General features: G+C 72.6%; 15 protein-coding genes. All 15 read left to right on the forward strand.

Going from position 1 to position 17,651, the window contains the following annotated elements; all coding sequences use genetic code 11:
* The first annotated feature begins 1 nt into the window (after position 1).
* The 15 genes from bchB to WBG79_RS13225 all read left to right on the forward strand — a co-directional run bounded on the left by bchB (position 2) and on the right by WBG79_RS13225 (position 17,608).
* The gene (gene bchB / locus WBG79_RS13155; protein WP_337357555.1) at positions 2-1,567 is read left to right on the forward strand and encodes a ferredoxin:protochlorophyllide reductase (ATP-dependent) subunit B; all 1,566 of its coding nucleotides are present in this window, start codon (positions 2-4) and stop codon (positions 1,565-1,567) included.
* On the forward strand, positions 1,542-5,237 hold the full coding sequence (locus WBG79_RS13160) for a magnesium chelatase subunit H (protein WP_337357556.1): 3,696 nt from the start codon (positions 1,542-1,544) through the stop codon (positions 5,235-5,237). The genes bchB and WBG79_RS13160 overlap by 26 nt, the downstream gene beginning before the upstream one ends.
* 28 nt (positions 5,238-5,265) lie before the next feature.
* Positions 5,266-6,156, forward strand: a complete 891-nt coding sequence (gene bchL / locus WBG79_RS13165; RefSeq protein WP_443147454.1) for a ferredoxin:protochlorophyllide reductase (ATP-dependent) iron-sulfur ATP-binding protein — start codon at positions 5,266-5,268, stop codon at positions 6,154-6,156.
* A gap of 1 nt (position 6,157) precedes the next feature.
* Complete coding sequence (bchM, locus tag WBG79_RS13170; protein ID WP_337357558.1) at positions 6,158-6,856, forward strand: magnesium protoporphyrin IX methyltransferase; 699 nt, start codon at positions 6,158-6,160, stop codon at positions 6,854-6,856.
* On the forward strand, positions 6,853-8,286 hold the full coding sequence (locus tag WBG79_RS13175; protein WP_337357559.1) for a BCD family MFS transporter: 1,434 nt from the start codon (positions 6,853-6,855) through the stop codon (positions 8,284-8,286). Before bchM ends, WBG79_RS13175 begins: the two co-directional genes overlap by 4 nt.
* Positions 8,287-8,310: 24 nt before the next feature.
* Positions 8,311-9,081 carry a photosynthetic reaction center subunit H gene (gene puhA / locus WBG79_RS13180; protein WP_337357560.1) on the forward strand — a complete coding sequence of 257 codons (771 nt, stop codon included), beginning with the start codon at positions 8,311-8,313 and terminating at the stop codon, positions 9,079-9,081.
* The gene (gene puhB / locus WBG79_RS13185; RefSeq protein WP_337357561.1) at positions 9,078-9,737 is read left to right on the forward strand and encodes a photosynthetic complex putative assembly protein PuhB; all 660 of its coding nucleotides are present in this window, start codon (positions 9,078-9,080) and stop codon (positions 9,735-9,737) included. Before puhA ends, puhB begins: the two co-directional genes overlap by 4 nt.
* Positions 9,738-9,751: 14 nt before the next feature.
* Positions 9,752-10,204 (forward strand): photosynthetic complex assembly protein PuhC, encoded by a 453-nt coding sequence (puhC, locus tag WBG79_RS13190; RefSeq protein ID WP_337357562.1) that lies wholly within the window; start codon positions 9,752-9,754, stop codon positions 10,202-10,204.
* On the forward strand, positions 10,201-10,497 hold the full coding sequence (locus tag WBG79_RS13195; RefSeq protein WP_337357563.1) for a hypothetical protein: 297 nt from the start codon (positions 10,201-10,203) through the stop codon (positions 10,495-10,497). Before puhC ends, WBG79_RS13195 begins: the two co-directional genes overlap by 4 nt.
* Positions 10,494-11,558: a magnesium-protoporphyrin IX monomethyl ester (oxidative) cyclase gene (acsF, locus tag WBG79_RS13200; RefSeq protein ID WP_337357564.1), complete on the forward strand. Its 1,065-nt coding sequence runs from the start codon at positions 10,494-10,496 to the stop codon at positions 11,556-11,558. Before WBG79_RS13195 ends, acsF begins: the two co-directional genes overlap by 4 nt.
* Positions 11,559-11,571: 13 nt before the next feature.
* Positions 11,572-12,411, forward strand: a complete 840-nt coding sequence (gene puhE / locus WBG79_RS13205; protein WP_337357565.1) for a putative photosynthetic complex assembly protein PuhE — start codon at positions 11,572-11,574, stop codon at positions 12,409-12,411.
* Complete coding sequence (gene hemA, locus WBG79_RS13210) at positions 12,408-13,619, forward strand: 5-aminolevulinate synthase (protein WP_337357566.1); 1,212 nt, start codon at positions 12,408-12,410, stop codon at positions 13,617-13,619. The genes puhE and hemA overlap by 4 nt, the downstream gene beginning before the upstream one ends.
* A gap of 38 nt (positions 13,620-13,657) precedes the next feature.
* Positions 13,658-14,614 carry a 4-hydroxy-3-methylbut-2-enyl diphosphate reductase gene (gene ispH, locus WBG79_RS13215; protein ID WP_337357567.1) on the forward strand — a complete coding sequence of 319 codons (957 nt, stop codon included), beginning with the start codon at positions 13,658-13,660 and terminating at the stop codon, positions 14,612-14,614.
* Positions 14,615-14,771: 157 nt separating this feature from the next.
* Entirely contained in the window at positions 14,772-15,746 is a 975-nt protein-coding gene (gene bchI / locus WBG79_RS13220) for a magnesium chelatase ATPase subunit I (RefSeq protein ID WP_443147455.1), read from the forward strand.
* Positions 15,743-17,608: a magnesium chelatase subunit D gene (locus WBG79_RS13225; RefSeq protein ID WP_337357569.1), complete on the forward strand. Its 1,866-nt coding sequence runs from the start codon at positions 15,743-15,745 to the stop codon at positions 17,606-17,608. Before bchI ends, WBG79_RS13225 begins: the two co-directional genes overlap by 4 nt.
* The last annotated feature ends 43 nt before the right edge of the window (positions 17,609-17,651 follow it).

Raw genomic sequence — 17,651 nt, forward strand, 5'->3', positions numbered from 1 at the left:
GATGCAGCTCACCCTCTGGACCTACGAAGGCCCCCCGCATGTCGGCGCGATGCGGATCGCCGCCTCGATGACCGGCGTCCACTACGTGCTGCACGCCCCGCAGGGAGACACCTACGCGGACCTGCTCTTCACGATGATCGAGCGCCGCGACTCGCGCCCGCCGGTCACCTACTCGACCTTCCAGGCGCGCGACCTCGGCGGCGACACCGCGGAGCTGTTCAAGACCGCGGCCCGGCAGGCCTACGAGCGGTTCCGGCCGGACGTCATGCTGGTCGGCGCCTCCTGCACGGCGGAGCTGATCCAGGACGATCCCGGCGGCCTCGCCCGCGCGCTCGCCCTGCCGATCCCGGTCGTGCCGCTCGAATTGCCCGCCTACCAGAAGAAGGAGAACTGGGGCGCGGCGGAAACCTTCCTCCAGCTCGTTCGCGCCCTGGCGGCTCCCGGCGCCCGGGCGGAGCGCTCGGCGTCCGTCTCCTCCCGGCCGCCGAGCTGCAACATCCTCGGCGCCACGGCGCTCGGCTTCCGCAACCGGGACGACGTGCCCGAGGTCCGGCGGATCCTGGAGCGGCTCGGCATCGAGGTCCGCGTCGTCGCGCCGCTCGGCGCCACCGCCGCCGACATCGCCCGGCTCGGCGAGGCCGACTTCAACGTGGTCCTCTACCCCGAGATCGCGCAGCGCACGGCCGACTGGCTGAAGCGCACGTTCGGCCAGCCGATGACCACGGTCGTGCCAATCGGCGTCGGGGCGACCCGCGACTTCATCGCCGAGGTGAAGACGCTGGCGGGAATCGACAAGAGCTTCGGCCGGGAGCAGACGCGGCTGCCCTGGTACGCGCGCTCCGTCGACTCAACCTACCTGACCGGCAAGCGCGTCTTCGTCTTCGGCGACGCCACGCATGCGATCGCGGCGGCCCGGGTCGCCTCCCGGGAGCTGGGGTTCGAGGTGGTGGGCCTCGGCACCTACAGCCGCGAGTTCGCCCGGGAGGTGCGCGCCGCGGCGGCCGGCTACGGCATCGAGGCCCTGATCACGGACGACTACCTGGACGTCGAGGCCCATGTGGCGTCGCTCCAGCCCGAACTCGTCCTCGGCTCCCAGATGGAGCGCCACATCGCCAAGCGGCTCGGCATTCCGGCCGCGGTGATCTCGGCGCCCGTCCACGTCCAGGACTTCCCGGCCCGCACCTCGCCCCAGATGGGCTTCGAGGGTGCCAACGTCCTCTTCGACACCTGGGTCCACCCGCTGATGATGGGGCTCGAGGAGCACCTCGTCACGATGTTCCGGGACGACTTCGAGTTCGGCGAAGGCCGCGCGCCGTCCCACCTCGGCCATGCGCCGGCCCCGGCCGCCCCGGCCGAGGTCCAGGCGACCGAATCCCCGGCCGCCGCGGCGCCCGCCGCCGGCTCCCCCGTTCCCTGGACGCTCGATGCCGAAAAGGAGCTCCGCAAGGTGCCCTTCTTCGTGCGCGGCAAGGCGCGACGCAACACCGAGGCCTACGCGGGAACGCGAGGCATCGCCCTGATCACCGTGGAGACGCTGTACGATGCGAAAGCGCATTTCGGCCGCTGATCCGACGCCGATCCGGATCGCGATCGTGACGCTCGACTGCCACCTCTCGAGCGTGGCGGAGCGCGCCGCGGATCGCCTGCGCGCGGAGCTGCCGGGCCTCGCGTTCAGCCTGCACGCCGCCGCGGAGTGGGACGATCCGGCGGAATTGGACGCAGCCCGGCGGGCTGTGGACCGCGCCGACATCGTCTTCGCCTCCATGCTGTTCATGGAGGACCACATCCGCGCCATCATGCCGGCCCTGGAGGCCCGCCGCGAAACCTGCGACGCCCTGGTGTGCTGCATGTCGGCGCCCGAGATCGCCCGGCTGACCCGCATGGGGCGCTTCTCCATGGCCGAGCCGGCGAGCGGCCCGCTGGCGCTCCTGAAGCGGCTGCGCGGGGCCAAGGGCTCTGGCGGGGCGGCCTCGGCAGGCGCCGAGCAGATGAAGATGCTGCGCCGTCTGCCGAAGCTCCTGAAGTACATTCCGGGCACCGCGCAGGACGTGCGCGCCTACTTCCTGGCCCTCCAGTACTGGCTCGCCGGCTCCGAGGACAACCTCGTCAACCTCGTCCGCCTGCTGGTCTCCCGCTATGCGGACGGCACCCGGAAGGGACTGCGCCAGGCCATCACCGCCGAGGCGCCCGTCGAGTATCCGGAGGTCGGCGTCTACCATCCGCGCCTGCCCGGCCGCTTCGGCGAGGACGCGGCCCGGCTGCCCGCCCCCGCCAAGCCCCAGGGGACCGTCGGCGTCCTGGTCATGCGGTCCTACGTGATCGCAGGCAACGCGGCCCATTACGACGGGGTCATCGCGGCCATCGAGGCGCGGGGCCTCCGGGCCATCCCGGCCTTCGCCAGCGGCCTCGACGCGCGCCCGGCGATCGAGCGCTTCTTCATGGCCGGCGGCCGGCCGGTGGTCGATGCGGTCGTGTCGCTGACCGGCTTCAGCCTCGTCGGCGGGCCCGCCTACAACGATGCCCGCGCCGCCGAGGAGACGCTCGCCGCGCTCGACGTGCCCTACCTGGCCGCGCACCCGGTGGAGTTCCAGACCATCGAGCAGTGGCAGGACTCCGAGCGGGGCCTGCTGCCGATCGAGGCGACCATCATGGTCGCGATTCCCGAGCTCGACGGCGCGACCGGACCGATGGTCTTCGGGGGCCGCGCCGAGGCGGAGGGCGGACGCTCGTCTCGGTCGATGAGCGTGCATGCCGAGCGCGCCGCCATGCTGGCCGCCCGCGTCGACCGGCTGGTGCAGTTGCGGCGCAAGGCCCGGGCGGAGCGCAAGGTCGCGGTCGTCCTGTTCAACTTCCCGCCCAATGCCGGCGCGACCGGTACGGCCGCGTTTCTGTCGGTCTTCGAATCGCTCTTCAACACGCTGAAGGGCCTCGCCTCCGACGGCTACCGGGTCGAGCTGCCCGCGTCCGTCGACGCCCTGCGCGACCGGATCATCGAGGGCAACGCCCGCATCTACGGCGCCACCGCCAACGTGCTCGCCCGCATCCCGACTGCCGACCACGTGCGCCGCGAGCGGCACCTCAAGGAGATCGAGACGGCCTGGGGGCCGGCGCCGGGGCGGCACCAGACGGACGGGCAGTCCATCTTCGTGCTCGGCGCCCAGTTCGGCAACGTGCTCGTCGGGGTGCAGCCGGCCTTCGGCGTCGAAGGCGATCCGATGCGCCTCCTGTTCGAGCGGAGCTTCTCGCCCACCCACGCCTTCTCGGCCTTCTACCGCTACCTGCGCGAGGACTTCGGCGCGGACGCGGTGCTGCATTTCGGCACCCACGGCGCCCTGGAGTTCATGCCGGGCAAGCAGGCCGGCATGACCGCCAAGTGCTGGCCGGACCGGCTCATCGGCGACCTGCCGAACCTCTACCTCTACGCCGCCAACAACCCGACCGAGGGCGCCATCGCCAAGCGGCGCGCGGCCGCCACCCTGGTCTCCTACCTGACCCCGCCGATCGCCTATGCGGGCCTCTACCGCGGTCTTCTCGACCTCAAGGCCTCGATCGACGGCTGGCGGCATCTCGACCCGGACGCGGAGGACCGCGGGCAGGTCGCGGCGCTCGTGCAGGCGCAGGCGGCGGTCGTCGACCTCGCCGCCGCGGAACCGGCCTGGGGCCCGGAGGAGGCAGAGGCGCGCATCGCGACCCTGGCCGCCGCCGTCTACGAACTCGAATACACGATGATCCCGCACGGCCTGCACATCGTCGGCGAACCGGCCGGCCCGGCCGCGCGCGTCGACACGCTCCTCTCCATGGCCGAGGCGGTGCACGGCGTCCGGCTCGACCGTCCCGCCGTGGAGGCGATCGTCGACGGCAGCGCCCCGCTCGACGTCTCGGCGGACGCCGGCACGGCCGGGATCCTCGCCGAGCTGCAGGCGACCGACCGGCTGCTCGCCCGCGACACGGAGCTGACGGCGATCCTCGCCGCGCTCGACGGCCGCTACATCCGTCCGGCGCCCTCCGGCGACCTGCTGCGCACGCCCGCGATCCTGCCCACGGGGCGCAACCTGCACGGCTTCGACCCGTTCCGCATCCCGAGCGCCTTCGCGCTGCGCGACGGCGCCCGCCAGGCCGCCCGCCTGCTCGCCCGGCACGTCGCCGACGGCCATCCCTTCCCCGAATCGGTCGCCCTCGTGCTGTGGGGCACCGACAACATGAAGACCGAGGGCGGTCCGATCGCCCAGGCGCTCGCCCTGATGGGCGCGCGGCCGCGCTTCGACAGCTACGGCCGGGTCTGCGGCGCCGCCCTCGTCCCGCTCGACGAACTCGACCACCCGCGCGTCGACGTCGTCATGACCATCTCGGGCATCTTCCGCGACCTCCTGCCCCTGCAGACGCGGATGCTCGCCGAGGCCTCCTACCTGGCCGGCACGGCCGAGGAGCCGGTGACCCGCAACTTCGTGCGCAAGCACGTCCTGGGCACCCAGGCCGAGAAGGGCTTCGACCTGGAGACGGCGTCGCTCAGGGTCTTCTCGAACGCGGACGGCGCCTACGGGGCGAACGTCAACCAACTGATCGAGCATGGCGGCTGGACCGGCGAGGACGAGCTCGCCGAGACCTACACGCGCCGGAAATGCTTCGCCTACGGCCGCTCGGGCGCGCCGGTGAAGCAGGCCGCGCTCCTCGACTCGATCCTGTCGCGGGTCGACCTCGCCTACCAGAACCTCGAATCCGTCGAGCTCGGCGTGACCACGCTCGACCAGTACGTGGACACGCTCGGCGGCGTGACCCGGGCCGCCAAGCGGGCCCGCGGCGCGGCCCTGCCCGTCTACATCGGCGACCAGACGCGCGGCGAGGGGACGGTACGCACGCTGTCCGAGCAGGTCGCCCTGGAGAGCCGGACCCGGATCCTGAACGAGAAGTGGTACGAGGGCATGCTGAAGCACGGCTACGAAGGCGTGCGGCAGATCGAGGCCCACGTCACCAACACGCTCGGCTGGTCGGCCACCACCGGCCAGGTCGCCCCCTGGGTCTACCGCGAGATCACCCGCACCTTTGTGCTCGATCCGGCCATGCGCGAGCGGCTGGCGAGCCTGAACCCGACCGCCGCAGCCCGGGTCGCCGGGCGTCTCATCGAAGCGCACGAGCGCAGCTACTGGACGCCCGACGAGGAGACCCTCGCGGCGCTCCGGGAGGCCGGCGACGCGCTCGAGGACCGGCTCGAAGGCGTCTCGGTCGACGTGGCCGCATGAGGATCGAGAGGGGACCTTCATGAATCACATGCCCATCATCAATCGCATCGCCAAACGTCCGGACGGGGACGGCAGCGTGCAGGTCCAGATGGACCAGCGGATCGACGTCGGCACCGCCAAGGTGTTCGCCGTCTACGGCAAGGGCGGAATCGGCAAGTCGACGACCTCGTCGAACCTGTCGGTCGCCTTCTCGAAGCTCGGCAAGCGCGTCCTGCAGATCGGATGCGACCCGAAGCACGACTCGACCTTCACGCTGACCAAGTGCCTCATGCCGACGGTCATCGACGTGCTGGAGAGCGTGAACTTCCACACCGAGGAGCTCCGCGTCTCCGACTTCGTGTTCGAAGGCTACAACGGGGTCATGTGCGTCGAGGCCGGCGGGCCGCCGGCGGGCACGGGCTGCGGCGGCTACGTCGTCGGCCAGACCGTGAAGCTCCTGAAGGAGCATCACCTTCTCGAGGACACCGACGTCGTCATCTTCGACGTGCTCGGGGACGTCGTGTGCGGGGGCTTCGCTTCGCCCCTCCAGCATGCCGAGCGGGCCCTGATCGTCGCCGCCAACGACTTCGATTCGATCTTCGCGATGAACCGAATCGTCCAGGCGATCAACGCCAAGGCCAAGAACTACGGCGTCCGCATCGGCGGGGTCATCGCCAACCGCTCGGTGGCGACCGACCAGATCGACCGGTTCAACGCCGCCTCGGGCACCCGCACGCTCGCCCACCTGCCCGACCTCGACGCCATCCGCCGGAGCCGCCTGAAGAAGGCGACGCTCTTCGAGATGGATCCGACCCCGGAGATCATCGCCGTGCAGCAGGAATACCTGCGGCTCGCCGCGATCCTTTGGGCCGGCGGCGAGCCGCAGCCGGCGCGGTCCCTGAAGGACCGAGAGATCTTCGACCTGCTGGGCTTCGACTGACATGAGCGCGACCTATTCCGAGCGGCGCGGCCAGCTCGAGACCTACTTCGACCGGACCGCCCACGAAGCCTGGAAGCGGCTCACCTCGGACGCCCCGGTATCGGGCATCCGGGCGACCGTGAGGGCCGGGCGGGACGACATGCGGCGCACCCTGCTCTCCTGGCTGCCCGCCGACCTCTCCGGCCGGCGCGTCCTAGACGCCGGCTGCGGCACCGGGGCGCTCGCGGTCGAGGCCGCCCGGCGCGGCGCCAGGGTGCTCGGCATCGACATCTCGGCCAATCTCGTCGGCATCGCCCGGGAGCGCACGCCGTCGGACCTCGGCGGCGGTGCGGTCGAGTTCCGCCCGGGCGACATGCTGGACCCGGCAGCCGGGCTCTTCGACCACGTGGTCGCCATGGACAGCCTCATCCACTACCCGGACCGCGACATCGTCGGCGTGCTCGCCGGCCTCGCGGCCCGGACGGCGGGGTCCGTGGTGTTCACCTTCGCGCCCCGCACGCCGGCGCTGGCCGCCATGCACTTCGTCGGACGGGCCTTCCCGCGCGGCGACCGGGCGCCGGCCATCGAACCGGTCACCGAGGCCCGCCTGCGTGCGCTGATCGAGGGCGACCCGCGGCTCTCGCAATGGCGGATCGGGCGCACGCTCCGGATCTCGCGCGGCTTCTACATCAGCCAGGCCATGGAGCTCGTGCGCTCATGAAACGGCTCGAGGCGACCCTGGTCGGTCTCTGGACGCGGGTCGGCACTCGCTTCCTCCCCTTCGCCGACGCGGCGACGGCGGACCTGCCGCTCGGCCGCCTGATCCGCCTGTCGCTGTTCCAGGTCTCCGTCGGCATGGCGACGGTGCTGCTGGTCGGCACGCTCAACCGGGTGATGATCGTCGAACTGTCGGTCCCGGCCTCGATCGTGGCGATCGTCGCAGCCCTGCCGCTCGTCTTCGCCCCTCTGCGCGCGCTCGTCGGCTTCCGCTCCGACACGCACCGCTCGCATCTCGGCTGGCGGCGCGTGCCCTACATCTGGTTCGGCACGCTCCTGCAGTTCGGCGGCCTCGCCATCATGCCCTTCGCGCTGCTGGTCCTCTCCGGCGACGGCGAGGCGCCCGCCTGGGCGGGGCAGATCGGGGCGGCGCTCGCCTTCCTGCTGGTCGGGGCCGGCCTGCAGACGACCCAGACGGCGGGCCTCGCGCTCGCCACCGACCTAGCCCCGGAGGCGAGCCGGCCGCGCGTGGTGGCGCTCATGTACGTCATGCTGCTCGCCGGCATGGTGCTGAGCGGCGCCGTCTTCTCCGCCGTCCTCGCCACGTTCAGCGAGCTCAGGCTGATCCAGGTCATCCAGGGCGCGGCCGTCGTCACCATGGCGCTCAACATCGCGGCGCTCTGGAAGCAGGAGGCCCGCGACCCGGCGCGCACCCGCCACGACCGGGAAACCCCGGCCTTCGTGGAGAGCTTCCGCGTCTTCCTCGCCGAGCCGAAGGCCAAGCGGTTCCTGGTCGCCGTCGGGCTCGGGACGGCCGGCTTCGCCATGCAGGACATCGTGCTCGAGCCCTACGGCGGCGAGGTGCTCCACCTCTCCGTCGGCGAGACCTCGGCGCTGACCGCCATCCTCTCGGTCGGGGCGCTCGCCGCCTTCGCGATCGCCGCACGGGTGCTCGGGCGCGGCTTCGATCCGTGCCGGCTCGCCGCCATCGGCGCCGTCGCGGGCCTGCCCGCCTTCGCGGCCGTGGCGCTCGCCGCGCCGCTGGAGTCGCCCGCCCTCTTCCGGGCGGGGACGCTCCTCATCGGCTTCGGCGGCGGATTCTTCTCGGTCGGCACGCTCACCGCGGCGATGGACCTGGAGCGGACCGGCCGGACCGGCCTCGCGCTCGGGGCCTGGGGCGCCGCGCAGGCGACCGCCGCCGGCACCGCCATCGCGGCGGGCGGCTTCGTCCGCGACCTGGTCGCCGGGATGGCCGTCGCCGGCCGGCTCGGCCCCGCCGTGACGAGCCCGTCCGCCGGCTATGCCGCGGTCTACCAGATCGAGCTCGTCCTCCTCTTCGCCACCCTCGTCACCCTCGGGCCGCTCGCGCGCTATGCCGCCGCGGCGCGGCCCGCGAACGAGACCCCCTTCGGCCTCACCCAATTGCCGGGCTGAGGCGATACCGCCGGGAGAAGTCCCATGCAGAACTCCTTCACCAGCTACATCGACCTCGCCCAGGTCGTGCTCTACGCGTTCTGGCTCTTCTTCGCCGGCCTGATCCTGTACCTGCATCGCGAAAACAAGCGCGAGGGCTACCCCCTCGACAGCGACCGCAACAACGACCGGGTGACCATCACCGGCTTCCCGGCCCCGCCGCCGCCGAAGACCTACCTGGTCGCCCACGGCGATCCGATCGTGGTGCCGCATCCCTCGCGCGACGACCGCCGCCCCGTGAAGGCGAAGCCGGTCGCGCCCTTCCTCGGCGCCCCGCTGGTGCCGACCGGCAATCCGCTGGTCGACGGCGTCGGCCCGGCCGCCTACGCGATGCGGGCGGACGTGCCGGACATGACCTACGAGGGCGAGGCCAAGATCGTGCCGCTCCGGGTGGCGCACGACTTCTTCGTCGCCAAGGGCGATCCGGACCCGCGCGGCATGAAGGTGGTGGCGGGCGACCGCTCGGTGGTCGGCGAGGTCGTCGACGCCTGGGTCGACAAGGCCGAGTACATGTTCCGCTACTTCGAGGTGGCGCTCGACAGCGGGCGGCGCGTGCTCCTGCCCAACCACTTCGCGCGGATCGACGGCAAGCGGCGGACCATGACGGTCACCGCGCTGCTCGCCGAGCACTTCCAGGAGGTGCCCGCGCTGAAGAACCCCGACCAGGTGACCTTCCTGGAGGAGGACAAGATCACGGCCTACTACGCCGGCGGCCTGCTCTACGCCACCCCCGGCCGCTCGGAGCCGCTGCTGTGAGCGCCGCCGCGGAGATCCCCGAAGGCCTGCCGGAGGCGCTGCCCGAGGGCGAGCGGCTGCTCTGGCAGGGCCGCCCGGCGACCCTGCCGCTCGCGATCGAAGCCTTCCACCTGCGCAAGGTGGCGGCCTATTTCGGCCTGCTCCTCGCCTGGCGGTTCGGTTCGAGGCTGCATGACGGCCTGCCGGCCGGCGAGGCGCTCGCCTATGCGGCCTGGATCCTGCCGCTGGCGGCCGGCGCGCTCGCGCTGATCGCGATCCTCGCCTTCGCGACGGCGCGCACGACGATCTACACCGTGACCTCCCGGCGCGTGGTGCTGCGCATCGGCGTCGCCCTGCAGATGACCGTCAACCTGCCCCTCTCGATCGTCGAGAGCGCGGCCGTGAAGCGGCGCGCGGACGGGTCGGGCGACATCGCGCTGCGGCTCGAGCCGGGCGTGCGCGCCGCCTACCTGGTCCTCTGGCCGCATGTCCGCCGGTGGCGCTTCACCCGGCCGGAGCCGTCGCTGCGCTCCGTTCCGGACGTGGCGGGGGTCGCCGACCTCCTGTCCGAGGCCCTCGCGGCGACGGCCGTGCCCGAGATCCAGCCGGAGCGGGCCCAGCCGGCTCCCGCCCCGAAGTCCCGCCGGCCCGCTGCGCTGCAGCCGCGCGTCGCCTGAAGGAGACGGAAGCCATGACCGAGACCGCCGACAAGCCCGTGCCCACCGCCGCCGTCCTCGGCGCACTGGTCCTGGTCGCCGGCGCGGTCGCGGTCGCCGCGCTCGGCCACTACGGCGGCATCGGCCGCACGGTGATGCCAGAGGCCGCGGCGGTGGCGGTCAAGGACCTGCGCTTCGAGGACCGCGGCGGTGCCGTCGCCGTCCTCGACGCCGACACGGGAGCCGAGGTCGCGCAGCTCGCGCCCGGCACCAACGGATTCATCCGCGGCGTCCTCCGGGGTCTTGCCCGGGAACGCCGGATGAGCGGAACGGGGCGGGAGCCGCCGTTCCAACTGGTCCGTCGCGCCGACGGCCGCCTCACCCTCGTCGACCCGACGACGGGGCGGCGGATCGAACTCGACGCGTTCGGGCCGACCAACGCGGAAGCCTTCGCAAAGCTTCTGCAACCTGGGGAGAAGCACTCATGACAGCCTGGTTCGAAAGACGGACGTTCGAGGTGCCCTGCACCGTCGACATCGAGCACACGCCGGAAAGCCTGCATGCCTACGTGGAACTGGACGGCTGCGAGATCGAGCCCGGCGACACGGTGCTCGTCCACGGCGCGCCGACCCGCGTTCCCTTCGGCGAGAAGCTGACCGCCCGCTGCCGGGCGAGCGTTACCCGCGCCAACCGCATCGACCGGGCGGTCACCAAGGTCGCCGCCTATCTCGAACTGACCGAGCTCTACGAGGTCGGCTTCTCGGACGGGAGGCCGTCATGATCCGCGTCGAAGGCGGCGGCCAGGCCGCGACCCTTGCCCAGGCGACCGAGGAGACGATCCTGTCGCCCCGCTTCTACACCACCGACCACGAGGCCATGGACAAGCTCGACATGAGCCGCGTCCGCGCCGAGTGGGACGACGTGATGGCCGAGCTCGAGGCCGACCACAACAAGGGGCACTTCAAGCGCACCGAGGAGTTCGCCGGCGCGACGCTCGACAAGATGCCGCCGGACCTGCGCAAGGAGTTCACCGACTTCCTGGTCTCGTCCCTGACCGCCGAGTTCTCCGGCTGCGTGCTCTACGCGGAGATCAAGCGGCGGATCAAGAACCCGGAGATCCGCAAGCTCTTCGCCTACATGAGCCGGGACGAATCCCGCCATGCCGGTTTCATCAACGAAGTCCTGAAGGATGCCAAGATCGGCATCGACCTCGGCTTCCTGACGCGGGCGAAGAAGTACACCTACTTCCGGCCGAAATTCATCTTCTACGCCACCTATCTCTCCGAGAAGATCGGCTATGCACGCTACATCACCATCTATCGGCAGATGGAGCGGCACCCGGAACATCGCTTCCATCCGATCTTCAAGTGGTTCGAGAACTGGTGCAACGACGAGTTCCGGCACGGCGAGGCCTTCGCGCTCATCATGCGGGCCGACCCGAAGCTGACCTCCGGCATCAACCGGCTCTGGATCCGCTTCTTCCTGCTCGCCGTCTACGCGACCATGTATGTCCGCGACCACATGCGCCCGGCCTTCCACAAGGCACTCGGCATGAGCCCGGACGAGTACGACCGCAAGGTCCTGGCGCTGACGAACGAGATCTCCAAGCAGGTCTTCCCGCTGATGCTCGACCTCGACAACCCGACCTTCTGGGCGGGGCTCGACCGGCTGTGGCGGCTCGCCGAGCGGATCGAGGCGGCCAAGCAGGAGAAGGGCATCGGCGCCCGCATTCGGCAGTACGGCCTCGCGGCCCGCGCCGCGCTGACCTTCGGCCGGCTCTACCTGCTGCCGGTCAAGCCCAACGCGCTGCCCGACAACGTCCGTCTGGCTCCGGCCTGGTGAGGGAGGGGCCGACGTGCCCGCGACCGGCCTTTCGATCGGCTACGTCCTCGTCCTGTGGTGGGTCTCCACGGGCCTGATCCTCTATCTGGACGGGCTGCCGCGGTGGACCTTCCGCTGGACCATCCTGGGGGCGACCGTCCTCCTGGTGGCGGGGGTCCTGGGACTTGTGGCGAGCCGGGACGAACCGACCGTCACCGGTGCGCTCACGGCCTTCACCTCGGCGGTGCTCGTCTGGGGGTGGAACGAGGTCCTGTTCCTGACCGGCGCGCTCACCGGCTCCTACCGGGGCGGCTGTCCGGAGGGGATCCGTCCGGGCCGGCGGTTCCGGCTCGCGGCCTCGGCGATCCTGCACCACGAGATCGGCCTCGCCGCGTCGGGCCTGGCGGTCATCGCCCTGACTTGGGGCGGGGACAACACGGTCGGCGCGTGGACCTTCGCGGTGCTCTGGATCATGCGGCTCTCCGCGAAGCTGAACATCTTCCTCGGCGTCCCCAACGTGGGTGCAGAGTTCCTGCCGGCGCACCTCGCCCATCTTGCGAGCTTCTTCCGGCAAGCACCCATGAATCCGTTGTTTCCCGCTTCCATCGCCTTCGGCCTCGGCGGTCTCGCGCTGCTCGTGGCCGGCGCGGTCGCGGCCGAGGGGGCGAGCTTCGAGCGCATCGCCGCGACGCTCGTGGCCACCCTCCTCGGCCTCGCGGTCGTCGAGCACCTCTTCATGGTCCTGCCGATCCGTTCGGCGGACCTCTGGCGCTGGGGCTTCGCCAGCCACGCCGCCCGACCCATCCAACCGCCGCAGGCCGGGGTACCGGGCCTGACGGCCACGCCCAAGGACACCACCAGGGGGGTTCCATGAACTACGAGGCATTCTTCCGGAAGGAACTCTCCGCGCTCAGGAAGGAAGGACGCTATCGCGTCTTCGCCGACCTGGAACGCCAGGCGGGGCGCTTCCCGAAGGCGACCATGCACACCGAGCAGGGCACCCGCGAGGTGACCGTCTGGTGCTCGAACGACTATCTCGGCATGGGCCAGAACGAGGCGGTGCTCGCCGCCATGCACGCCGCGCTCGACCGCTGCGGCGCGGGCGCCGGCGGCACCCGCAACATCGGCGGCACGAACCACTACCACGTGCTCCTGGAGCGCGAGCTCGCCGACCTCCACGGCAAGGAGGCCGCGCTCCTGTTCACCTCCGGCTACTCGTCGAACTGGGCGAGCCTCTCCACGCTCGCCGCCGGCATGCCGGGCTGCGTGGTGCTCTCCGACGCCGGCAACCACGCCTCGATGATCGAGGGCGTGCGCCACAGCCGGGCCGACAAGCGGATCTTCCGCCACAACGACCCGGAGGACCTGGACCGGCTCCTCAGCGAAATCCCGACCGACCGGCCGAAGCTCGTCGCCTTCGAGAGCGTCTACTCGATGGACGGCGATATCGCCCCGCTCGCCGAGCTCTGCGACGTCGCCGAGGCCCACGGCGCCATGACCTACCTCGACGAGGTGCACGCGGTCGGCCTCTACGGGCCGCGCGGCGGCGGCATCTCCGAGCGCGAGGGCGTGCGCGACCGGCTGACGGTGATCGAGGGGACGCTCGGCAAGGCCTTCGGGGTCGTGGGCGGCTACATCACGGGCTCGGCCGCGCTCTGCGACTATGTCCGCAGCTTCGCCTCGGGCTTCATCTTCACGACCGCACTGCCCCCCGCGGTGGCGGCCGGGGCGATCGCGTCGATCCGCCACCTGAAGGAGAGCCAGGCCGAGCGCGCCCGGCACCAGGACCGGGTCGCCAAGGTGCGCGCGGCCCTCGACGCCGCCGGCATCCCGCACATGGCCAACCCGAGCCACATCGTGCCGGTGATGGTCGGCGATCCGGTCGTCTGCAAGGCGATCAGCGACACGCTGCTCAGGACCCACGGCGTCTACGTCCAGCCGATCAACTACCCGACCGTGCCACGCGGCACGGAGCGGCTGCGGATCACGCCCAATCCGTTCCACACGGACGAGGACATCGCCCACCTGGTCGAGGCGCTCTCGACAATCTGGGCGGTGGAAGGCCTGAAGCGGGCCGCCTGAGGCCCACCCACCCGCCCGCGTTCCCGAAAGGACCGGCCATGAGACGACCGCTGAAAGTCATCCTGGCGAAGCCGCGTGGGTTCTGCGCGGGGGTCGTGCGGGCGATCGACATCGTCGAGCGGGCGCTCGACGACTACGGCGCCCCGGTCTACGTGCGGCACGAGATCGTGCACAACCGTGCCGTGGTCGAGGATCTGCGGGCGCGGGGGGCGGTCTTCGTCGAGAGCCTCGACGCGGTACCGGAAGGCGCGCTGACCATCTTCTCGGCCCACGGCGTCTCGAACGCCGTGGAGGCCGAGGCGGCCGGGCGGGGGCTCGACGTGATCGACGCCACCTGCCCGCTCGTCCAGAAGGTCCACGCCCACGGCCGCGCCTATGCGGAGAAGGGCTACGACGTCGTCCTGATCGGGCATGCCGGCCACCCGGAGGTGGAAGGCACGCGCGGCCGCGTTCCGGGCCGGCTCCACGTGGTCGGCACCGTCGGGGAGGTCGCCGGCCTCGAGGTCGCCGACCCGGAACGCGTCGCCTACATCACCCAGACGACCCTGTCGCTCGCCGACACCCGGGAGATCATCGCCGCACTGACCCGGCGCTTCCCCGCCGTGGTCGGCCCCGACATGCGCGACATCTGCTACGCGACGCAGAACCGGCAGCTCGCCGTCCTGCGCCTCGTGGAGGAGGTGCAGGCGCTCGTGGTGATCGGGTCGCGCAACAGCTCGAATTCCAACCGGCTGCAGGAGATCGGCGCCGCCGCCGGCATCCCGAGCCGGCTGATCGACGGCCCGGCGGACCTCGACCCCGCCTGGCTCTTCGGCGTCGACACGATCGGAATCACCGCCGGCGCCTCCGCGCCCGAACGGCTCGTCACCGAGACGGTGACGCGGCTCGACCACTTCCGGGACGTCTCCGTCGAGGTCCTCGACGGCGTCGAGGAGACCGTCCGCTTCCGCCTGCCCGCCCGCCTTATGACGGCGCGGCGCGCCCTGCGATCCTGAGGAGCGCGCGCCCATGGCCCGCATCGCCGCGAAAATCCGCCCGTCGAAGACAACGCCCGAGGTCGCGCCCGTGACTCTGCGCCTGGCGCCGCCCGCGCCCGAGCCGGAGCCCCGGCCGGCCGTCTTCCCCTTCTCCGCCATCGTCGGGCAGGAGGAGATGAAGCGGGCCCTGCTGATGGCCGCCGTCGACCCGAGCCTCGGCGGTGTGCTGGTCTTCGGCGACCGGGGGACCGGCAAGTCGACGGCGGTGCGCGGGCTCGCCCAGCTCCTGCCGAAGCGCCGGGTGGTCGCGGACTGTCCCTACGGCTGCGCGCCCTCGGGCGGTTTCCTCTGCGAGAGCTGCCGGTCGCCCCGCAGTGGCCCGCGCAAGACCCGGCTCGCCCCGATCCCGGTCGTCGACCTGCCGCTCGGCGCGACCGAGGACCGGGTTGTCGGCGCACTCGACCTGGAGCGTGCCCTGACGCGGGGCGAGAAGGCCTTCGAGCCGGGGCTGCTCGCCCGCGCCAACGGCGGGTTCCTCTACATCGACGAGGCGAACCTGCTGGAGGACCATCTGGTCGACCTGCTCCTCGACGTCGCCGCCTCGGGCGAGAACGTGGTGGAACGGGAAGGCCTGAGCGTGCGCCATCCGGCCCGCTTCGTACTGATCGGCTCGGGCAACCCCGAGGAGGGCGAGCTTCGCCCGCAGCTCCTGGACCGCTTCGGCCTCTCCGTCGAGGTCACGACGCCGACCGACATCAAGACCCGCGTCGAAGTCATCCGGCGCCGCGACGGCTTCGAGCGCGACCGGGCCGGCTTCGCTTCGGCCTGGGCCAAGGAGGACGCGAAGGTCCGCCGGCGCATCGAGGCCGGGCGCTCCCGGATCGAGGGGATCGACGTGTCCGACGGCGTGATCGAGGCTGCGGCGCGGCTCTGCCTCGCGCTCGGCACGGACGGGCTGCGCGGCGAGCTGACCTTGGTGCGCGCCGCCCGGGCGCTCGCTGCCCTGGACGGGGACGAGGTGGTCGGGATCGGCCATCTGAGGGCGGTCGCCCCCTCGGCGCTGCGCCATCGCCTGCGCCGCAACCCGCTCGACGACGTCGGATCCACCGTCCGCATCGAGCGGGCGATCGAGGAGGAGTTCGGTCCGTGACGGTCCCCGCGAAGGCGGCCGCGGCCGAACCGCGACGCCTGCCGGACGCCGGCGGGCATGGTTCCGGGGGCGGCCCGGGGGCCGCCGCGGACGCGGGCGACGCGGGTGCCCTCGCCTGGGCGGACGCGGTCACGGCCGCGCTTCTCTTCGCGATCGATCCGGTTGGGACCGGCGGCATCCTGGTCCGGGCCCATGCGGGACCGGTGCGGGACCGCTACATCGCCCTACTGCAGGGGCTGATGCCGCAGGGCGCGGCCTGGCGCCGCCTGCCGGCCGGCATCGGCGACGGCCGCCTCATCGGCGGCCTCGATCTCACCGCCACGCTCGCGGCCGGACGGCCGGTCGCGGAGCGGGGCCTCCTGGCGGAGGCGGACGGCGGCGTGCTGGTGGTCCCGATGGCGGAGCGGCTGCCGGCCGGCACCGCCGCCCGGCTGGTCGCCGCGCTCGACAGCGGCCGCGTGGTCCTGGAGCGCGACGGGCTCAAGGGGGTGCATCCGGCCCACTTCGGTGTCGTCGCGCTGGACGAGAGCCTCCCCGACGAGGACGGCCCGGCCCCGACCCTGGCGGAGCGGCTCGCGTTCCGCGTCGACCTCACCGCCGTCCGGATCGCCGATCTCGGGGCCGCGACGGAGGCCGACGACCTTTCCGGCCTCCGCCGGGCCGTCCGCGACGTCCGGCTCTCCGCCCCCATGGCCGAGGCGCTCGCGGTGGCCGCGGTCGCCTTCGGGGCCGGATCCCTGCGGGCGGACCTCCTGGCCGCCGCCGCCGCGCGGGCCTCGGCGGCGCTCGGCGGTGCCGCGGAGATCGCCGAGGACGACGTCATGACGGCCGTCCGCCTCGTCATCCTGCCGCGCGCCACCCGGTTGCCGGCCGCCGAAGCCGAGGCCGAGGCCGCCCCCGCAGAGCCCCCGCCGGCCGAACCGGAGGCGACCGAAACCGACGCCGCCGCGCCGGACCCGGCCGACAAGCCGCTCGCCGAGCGCATCGTCGAGGCGACCCGGGCGGTGTTGCCGGCCCATCTCCTCGCCGCGCTCCAGACCGCGCCGGTCCGCCTCGCCGGCCCGCGCCACGAGGGGCGGGCGGGGCCGGCCGGCAAGGCCGCCCTGCGCGGCCGGCCGCTCGGCGCCCGTCCCGGCGACCCGCGCTCCGGCGCGCGCCTCGATCTCGTGGAGACGCTGCGCGCCGCCGCGCCCTGGCAAAAGCTCCGGGCGGGCGTCGCCCCCTCGCCGGCCGCGCCCGGCCCCCTCGTCCGCATCGCGCGCGGCGACTGCCGGATCGTCCGGTTCCGCCACCGCACGCGCACCACCACGGTCTTCGTGGTCGACGCCTCGGGCTCCTCGGCGCTCAACAGGCTGGCGGAGGCGAAAGGGGCGGTCGAGATCCTGCTCGGCGACTGCTACGTCCGCCGCGACCGGGTCGCCGTCGTCGCCTTCCGGGGCCGATCCGCGGACCTGATCCTGCCGCCCACCCATTCGCTGACCCGCGCCCGGGCCTCCATGGCCGGGCTGCCGGGCGGGGGCGGCACGCCGCTCGCGTCCGCCATCGAGGCCGGGACCGCGCTCGCCGGCGCCGTGCGCCGCCGGGGCGAGGCGGCCCAACTCGTCTTCCTCACCGACGGCGCCGCCAACGTCGCCCGCGACGGGGCGGGCGGCCGGCCGCGGGCTGAGGCCGACGCTCTGGCGGCGGCACGGGCGCTGCGCGCCGAGGCCCTGCCCGCCCTCGTGATCGATACCGCCCCCCGCCCAGCGCCGCGCGCCCGCGCCATCGCCGAGGCCATGGGGGCCCGCTACCTCGCCCTGCCGCAGGCGGATGCCGCCACGATCGGGGCCGTGCTCAAGGCCGCGACGCCCGCGGCAGCCTGAACGAAGAAGCCCGGCGCACCGACGCCGGAGACCGGGAGACGGA

This window comes from Prosthecomicrobium sp. N25, from assembly GCF_037203705.1.
Classification (GTDB): Bacteria; Pseudomonadota; Alphaproteobacteria; order Rhizobiales; family Ancalomicrobiaceae; genus Prosthecodimorpha.